Annotated in this window: 3 protein-coding genes; all 3 read left to right on the forward strand. The window is 69.2% G+C overall.

The features are described 5' to 3' along the window. Nucleotides 1–280: 280 nt before the first annotated feature. On the forward strand, nt 281–3,868 hold the full coding sequence (gene dnaE, locus ACIOD2_RS26365) for a DNA polymerase III subunit alpha (RefSeq protein WP_400543141.1): 3,588 nt from the start codon (nt 281–283) through the stop codon (nt 3,866–3,868). Between the two features lie 73 nt (nt 3,869–3,941). Next, nucleotides 3,942–5,426: an MFS transporter gene (locus tag ACIOD2_RS26370; protein WP_400543144.1), complete on the forward strand. Its 1,485-nt coding sequence runs from the start codon at nt 3,942–3,944 to the stop codon at nt 5,424–5,426. A 429-nt stretch (nt 5,427–5,855) separates the two neighbouring features. Continuing rightward, nucleotides 5,856–7,049: a low temperature requirement protein A gene (locus tag ACIOD2_RS26375; RefSeq protein WP_400543147.1), complete on the forward strand. Its 1,194-nt coding sequence runs from the start codon at nt 5,856–5,858 to the stop codon at nt 7,047–7,049. The last annotated feature ends 326 nt before the right edge of the window (nt 7,050–7,375 follow it).

Raw genomic sequence — 7,375 nt, forward strand, 5'->3', positions numbered from 1 at the left:
TGTCTGGCTGTCGGACAGGTTCATCCGGCTGATGCTCGGTGCCGAGGATGGCGGTGTCAACGCGAGCCCGGGCCGCTGTGGCTCACTTCACCGGCGTCACCGGACCCGTCCGGGTGACCGGCCGGCAGCACCGCGTGCCGTGATCACCACCGCCCGAAACGATGGCGCGTCGTGCCGCCCGGCGCGCCCTCCCGAGGGGCACAATCGAGCCCGGCGAGTGCGGGATAGGCTGGGGGACCCGGGCGCGCCTGCCCGATCAACACAGGGGAGGTTTTCGCTGGTGTCGAACGATTCCTTCGTCCACCTGCACGTCCACACCGAGTACTCGATGCTCGACGGTGCGGCGAAGATCGCTCCCCTCTTCGCGGAAGCGGCGCGCCTCGGCATGCCCGCGGTCGGCATGACCGACCACGGCAACATGTACGGCGGCGACGAGTTCTACCAGCAGGCGAAGAAACACGGCCTCAAGCCGATCATCGGCATCGAGGCCTACGTCGCGCCGGAGTCGCGCTTCCACAAGAAGCCGGTCTTCTGGGGGCAGCAGAACCAGCGCGGGTCCGACGAGCTGGGTGAGGGCGGCGACGTCTCGGGCGCCGGTGCCTACACCCACATGACGATGCTCGCGCAGAACGCCACCGGCCTGCGGAACCTGTTCAAGCTGTCCTCGCTGGCCAGCATGCAGGGCTACTACCGCAAGCCCCGGATGGACCGCGAGCTGATCTCGGAGAACCACTCGGGGATCATCGCGACCACCGGCTGCCCGTCCGGCGAGGTGCAGACCCGGCTGCGGCTGGGCCAGAAGGAGGCGGCGATCCAGGCCGCGTCCGACTACAAGGACATCTTCGGCGCCGACAACTTCTTCCTCGAGCTGATGGACCACGGGCTGCCGATCGAGCGGTCGGTCCGCGAGGGCCTGCTGGAGGTCGGCCGGCTGCTCGACCTCAAGCCGATCGCGACGAACGACTCGCACTACGTCACCAAGGACCAGGCCGACACCCACTCGGCGCTGCTGTGCGTCCAGGCCGGCAAGACCCTCAACGACCCGACCCGGTTCAAGTTCGACGGTGACGGCTACTACCTCAAGTCCGCCGCCGACATGCGCGAGTACTGGGACCGGGAGGTACCCGGCGCGTCGGACAACACGCTGCTGATCGCCGAGCGCGTCGAGTCCTACGAGGACGTCTACGCGCACAAGGACCGGCTGCCGTTCTTCGAGGTGCCCGAGGGCTACGACCAGGGCGGCTGGCTGCGCGAAGAGGTCGCCAAGGGCCTGGCGTGGCGCTTCCCGGGCGGCCCGCCCGAAGGGTACGACGCGCGGATCGAGAAGGAGCTCGACGTCATCATCGGGAAGGGCTTCCCGGCCTACTTCCTGATCGTCGCCGACCTCATCAGCTACGCCCGCAAGGTCGGCATCCGCGTCGGCCCCGGCCGTGGTTCCGCCGCCGGCTCGCTGGTCGCGTACGTGCTCGGTATCACCAACCTGGACCCGATCCCGCAGAAGCTGCTGTTCGAGCGGTTCCTGAACCCCGAGCGCGTCTCGATGCCCGACATCGACATCGACTTCGACGACCGCCGGCGCGGCGAGATGATCCGGTACGCGACCGACAAGTACGGCGTCGACAAGGTCGCCCAGGTCATCACCTTCGGCACGATCAAGACCAAGGCGGCGATCAAGGACAGCGCGCGGGTTCACTTCGGCCAGCCGGGTTACGCGATCGCGGACAAGATCTCCAAGGCGCTGCCGCCGCCGATCATGGCGAAGGACATCCCGCTCTCGGGCATCGTCGACAACAAGCACGAGCGCTACGGCGAGGCCGCCGAGGTCCGCGCGCTGGTCGAGACCGACGAAGAGTGCAAGACGATCTTCGACACCGCCCGCGGTCTCGAGGGCCTGATCCGCAACGCGGGCGTGCACGCCTGCGCGGTCATCATGTCGTGCGACCCGCTGACCGACGCGATCCCGCTCTGGCAGCGTGACGACGGCTCGATCATCACCGGCTGGGACTACCCGTCGTGCGAGGCCATCGGCCTGCTGAAGATGGACTTCCTGGGCCTGCGGAACCTCACGGTCATCGGCGACGCGATCGACAACATCAAGGCCAACCGCGGGGTCGACATCGACCTCGACACCCTGGGCGTCGAGGACCCGGAGACCTACAAGCTGCTCGCCCGTGGCGACACGCTCGGCGTGTTCCAGCTGGACGGCGGGCCCATGCGCGACCTGCTCCGCCGCATGGAGCCCACGGTGTTCGACGACATCGTCGCGGTCGGCGCGCTCTACCGCCCCGGCCCGATGGGCATGAACGCGCACAACGACTACGCCGACCGCAAGAACAACCGGCAGAAGGTCAAGCCGATCCACCCGGAGCTCGACGAGCCGCTGCGGGAGATCCTGGCCGACACCTACGGCCTGATCGTGTACCAAGAGCAGATCATGCACATCGGCCAGAAGGTGGCCGGGTACACGATGGGGCGGGCAGATGTTCTGCGCCGCGCGATGGGCAAGAAGAAGAAGGAAGTCCTCGACCTCGAGTACGACGGCTTCGAGGCCGGCATGAAGGCCAGCCCGCTGCTCGACGGTGGTTTTTCCGCCGAGGCCGTCAAGGCGCTCTGGGACACGATCCTCCCGTTCGCCGGCTACGCGTTCAACAAGAGCCACGCGGCCGCGTACGGCCTGATCTCGTACTGGACCGCCTACCTCAAGGCGAACTTCCGGGCCGAGTACATGGCGGCCCTGCTGACGTCGGTCGGTGACAACAAGGACAAGTCGGCGATCTACCTGTCCGAGTGCCGCCGCCTCGGCATCAAGGTGCTCCCGCCGGACGTCAACGAGTCCGCCCTGCGGTTCGCGGCCGTCGGGGAGGACATCCGCTTCGGCATGGGCGCGGTCCGCAACGTCGGCGCGAACGTCGTCGAGTCGATCATCAAGACCCGCGCGGAGAAGGGGAAGTACTCCTCCTTCACCGACTTCCTCGACAAGTCCGAGCTCGTGGCCTGCAACAAGCGGGTCATCGAGTCGCTGATCAAGGCGGGCGGGTTCGACTCGCTCGGGCACACGCGGCTCTCGATGATCCAGGTCCACGAAGACGCGGTCGAAGCCGTCGTCCCGCTCAAGCGCCAGGAGGCGATGGGCCAGTTCGACCTGTTCGGTTTCGGCGGGGAAGACGGCGACGAAGCAGCGCCGTCCTCTTCGCCGCTCGCGCACCTGAAGTTCGGGGACGAGGAGTACCCGCGCAAGCAGCTGCTCGCCTACGAGCGCGAGATGCTCGGCCTGTACGTCTCGGCCCACCCGCTGGACGGCGCCGAGCGGATCCTGCGCAAGCACGCGCCGAAGCCGATCGCCGGCATCCTCGCCGACCCGCCCAAGGAGGGCGAGCTCGTCATCTCCGGGCTGATCACGTCGCTCGAGCGGCGGGTCAACAAGAAGGGCGAGCCCTGGGCGATCTGCACGGTCGAGGACATGGACGCCTCGCTCGAGGTGCTGTTCTTCCCGAAGTCGTACGCGCTGTTCGCGGGTGAGCTGATCGAGGACAACGCGGTGCTCGTCAAGGGCCGGGTCAACTGGCGCGAAGACAAGATGTCCATCTTCGGTGGCGGCCTGGCGACGCTCGACCTGTCCGAGGTCGGCACGGGCAACGGTGACGACGAGCCGCCGCTGGTCCTGCTGGCCGCGGCGGAGAAGATCGACCAGTCGGTGGTCAGCGAGCTGCGGTCCACGCTGCTCGCGCACAAGGGCGAAACGATGGTCCACCTCAAGCTGGTCGGGCGGAGCCAGACGGTGTTCGCCCTCAACGACTACCCGGTGAAGGTCAGCTCGATGCTGATCGGCGAGCTGAAGGGCATCCGCGGGATCACCGCTTCGACGTAGCTGCCGTCCGCGAACGGGCCGGGCCCGCGTGCACAACGCGCGCGGACCCGGCCCTTCGTGTTTGCTGAGCGGGATGACTTCGTACGAGCCCGACCCCCGCCGCTGGAAAGCGCTCGCCGTCTCGCTGACGGCCGGGTTCATGGGCCTGCTCGACGTCAGCATCGTCAACGTCGCGCTGCCGTCGATCCAGCGTGACCTCGGCGCGAGCAGCGGCGGGGTCCGCTGGGTCGTCTCGGGGTACGCCCTGGCGTTCGGCCTGGTCCTGGTCACCGGCGGCCGCCTCGGTGACGCGTTCGGCCGCCGGAAGATGTTCCTCGGCGCTCTCGCCGCGTTCGTCGCCACCAGCGCGCTGGCCGGTGCGGCGCCCGACGAGACGACCCTGGTCATCGCCCGGCTCGCCCAGGGCGTGGCGGCCGGCATGCTCACCCCGCAGAACACCGGCCTGATCCAGGACCTCTTCCGCGGGCCCGAGCGCGGTCGCGCGTTCGGCATGTTCGGCGCCGTCGTCGGCATCTCGACGGCGGTCGGCCCGATCCTCGGGGGCGTGATCCTGGCCGTCTTCGGCGATCCGGACGGCTGGCGCTGGGTGTTCTACGTCAATGTCCCGATCGGCGTGCTGGCGTTCGCCCTGGCGTTGCGGCTGCTGCCGCGCAGCGAGAAACGGGAGATCCGGCTGCGGTCGGAGATCGACTTCGCCGGGATCCTGCTGCTCGCGGTCGCGGTGCTCGGCGTGCTGCTCCCGGTGGTCGACTCCGACCAGGGCGGCATCGCGCGGATGTGGTGGCTGTTCCCGATCGCGGTCGTGTCCGGGGCCGCGTTCGTCCGGTGGGAGCACCGGCTGGTCCGCCGCGGCCGGTCGCCGCTGCTGGACACCCGGCTGTTCACCGGCACCCCGGGGTACGCCACCGGCGCCGCGGTGGGCGCGCTCTACTTCTGCGGGTTCGCCGGGATCTGGCTGGTCTTCGCGATGTTCTTCCAGCAGGGCCTCGGCTACACGCCGCTGCAGTCCGGGCTGTCGGTGACGCCGTTCGCGATCGGCTCGGCGGTGGCCGCGGCCGTCGCCGGCCGCCTGGTGCCGCGCTTCGGCCGCCGCCTCACCGTCACGGGGCTGTCGCTGGTCGCCGTCGGCCTGCTGGCCGTCGCGCTGCTCGCCCAGCTGGTCCCGGCGTCGGCCGCGGGCTGGGCGTTCGTGGTTCCGCTGGTGGTGGCGGGGATCGGCGGCGGCATGGTGATCTCGCCGAACACGACGCTGACCCTGGAGTGCGTGCCGGTCCGGATGGCCGGCGTCGCGGGTGGCGCGCTGCAGACCGGGCAGCGGATCGGCACGGCGATCGGCACGGCCGTGCTGGCGTCGGTGTTCGGCACGGTCCTCGTTTCGTCGCGGGACCAGCAGCTGGCGCTCACCGTCGCGCTCTGCTGCGCGGCCTTCCTGACGTGCGGCGCGCTGGCCCTCGCGGTGGCCGAGCTCCGGGCCCGCCGCCACCGTGCGCAACTTTCCGAGCACGAGCGGGACACCCGGACGGCCGAGACGTCCGCCGCGGACGTCCAGCGGGGCTGAGACACTACTTTCCGCAGATTCGCGATGCTCCAAACGAGTGACGCGAACGGAAAGGCTCTGGTGCTACGCAGAGCGACCAGGTAGATCTTATGGGGCCTTCACTGCGCGGCTTCGGCTACCGACAGTGGCAATCAGTCGGCCACCCGGGGATGGGGTGACCGGCTTGAGCGACCGAAGCGTCCGGAGTACGAGGGAATGGACACACTCGGTCACCTTCCGTCCAGTGAGTGTCGGCGTCCGCGGGGGACCGTCCGGCACTTGCGGAAGGGCTGCCCATCGTCCGGCCGGCAGCGCGCGTGACGGCGGCGGGCGGGCCCGGGTGAGGGGGAACCGGGCCCGCCCGTCCTCTTTCGCCCGTGTCGCGCTTCCGCGCCGCTCGTGATCATGTTGGGATGACCGCGTCCGACAGGCACGAGCCGGGGAGTGTCGATGACCGAGCAGCCGATGCGGCCCGGGTACCGGATCCGCGTGTGGTACCGGCCCATGCAGTCACGCGACCGGAGTGAGAACCACCGCGTCGCGACCCCGCTCGAGCTGCTGTTCGACCTCTGCTTCGTGGTCGCCGTCGGCCAGGCCGCCGCGCAGCTGCACCACGAGCTCGCCGAAGGGCACGCCGGGCACGGGGTGCTCTCGTTCGCGCTGGTGTTCTTCGCGATCTGGTGGGGCTGGCTGAACTTCAGCTGGTTCGCCTCGGCGTTCGACACCGACGACGTCCCGTACCGGCTGGTCACGCTCGTGCAGATCGCCGGTGGCCTGACCGTGGCGGCCGGGGTGGAACGCGCCTTCGACGGCGACTTCCGGGTGATGGTCGCCGGCTACGTCCTGATGCGGCTCGCGATGGTCGTGCAGTGGCTGCGGGCCGCGCGCTCCGACCCCGGCTGCCGTCCGGCGGCCCTGCGCTACGCCGCCGGGATCGTCGTCTGCCAGGTGCTGTGGGTCAGCTACTCGTGGCTGCCGCACGGTGTGCAGCTCGTCGCGTGGCTGGCGTTCGCGGTGCTGGAGCTGGCCGTCCCGGTCTGGGCCGAGAGCCGCGGCGGCACCACGTGGCACCCGCACCACATCGCCGAGCGGTACGGCCTGTTCACCCTGATCGTGCTCGGCGAGGTGATCCTCAGCGCGGCGACCGCGATCAAGGAGGGCACCACCGAGACGGGGCACATCGGCGCGCTGATCTCCCTGGCCGCGGCCGCGTTGGTGCTCGTGTTCTCGATGTGGTGGCTGTACTTCGACCGGCCGGGGCACGCGCGGCTCGTCCGCCGTCCGACCATGTTCACGTCGATGAGCTGGGGTTACGGCCACTACTTCATCTTCGCCTCCGCCGCGGCCGTCGGCGCCGGCCTCGAGGTGGCGGTCGCCTACGACACCCACACCCTGCACGACGTCGGGGGCGTCGCCGCGGCCATGGCCACGACGGTCCCGGTCGCGATGTTCCTGCTGGGCGTCTGGCTGCTGCACATCGGCCCGACCAACGAGTGCCGCCCGATCGCCATCGGCTTCCCGGTGACGGCGGTGCTCGTCCTCGCCGCGTCGTTCACGCCGGCGCCGATCCACATCGCCGCGGTGCTCACGGCCGCGCTCGTCGCCGTCACGGTCGTCTTCTCCCACGGGCAGCCGCAGGAGTAGATCGACGCAGGTCAGCGGCCTGGCGCGGTAAAAGGGGACCCCCCTGTGCGAGGCCGTTCCGGGGCATGTAAAGTTCTCCAAGTCGCCAGGGAAACCGGGCGGCCGCCGGGGCCACGAACCAAGCTCCCACGAAGGTGGTAGAGTGGGTGGTCCTGAACCGAGGTGATAGCCTCGGAACAACAAAGGCTTGAAACAATCGCCGAGGTTGAGCCCGCCGATAACGCGGGTGAATCCAGAGTGTGTTGCTTGAGAACTCAACAGTGTGCTAGTGAACTAAGCCAGTAGAGCTTATGTATTGAAACCTCGTATGAGGTTCCTTTGAGAGC

The sequence above is a fragment of the Amycolatopsis sp. NPDC088138 genome (genome assembly GCF_044741685.1).
Taxonomy (GTDB): Bacteria; Actinomycetota; Actinomycetes; order Mycobacteriales; family Pseudonocardiaceae; genus Amycolatopsis.

Coding starts and splice junctions, on each gene's coding strand:
- ACIOD2_RS26370 (WP_400543144.1), top strand. CDS start 3,942: ATGACTTCGTACGAGCCCGACCCCCGCCGCTGGAAAGCGCTCGCCGTC.
- ACIOD2_RS26375 (WP_400543147.1), top strand. CDS start 5,856: ATGACCGAGCAGCCGATGCGGCCCGGGTACCGGATCCGCGTGTGGTAC.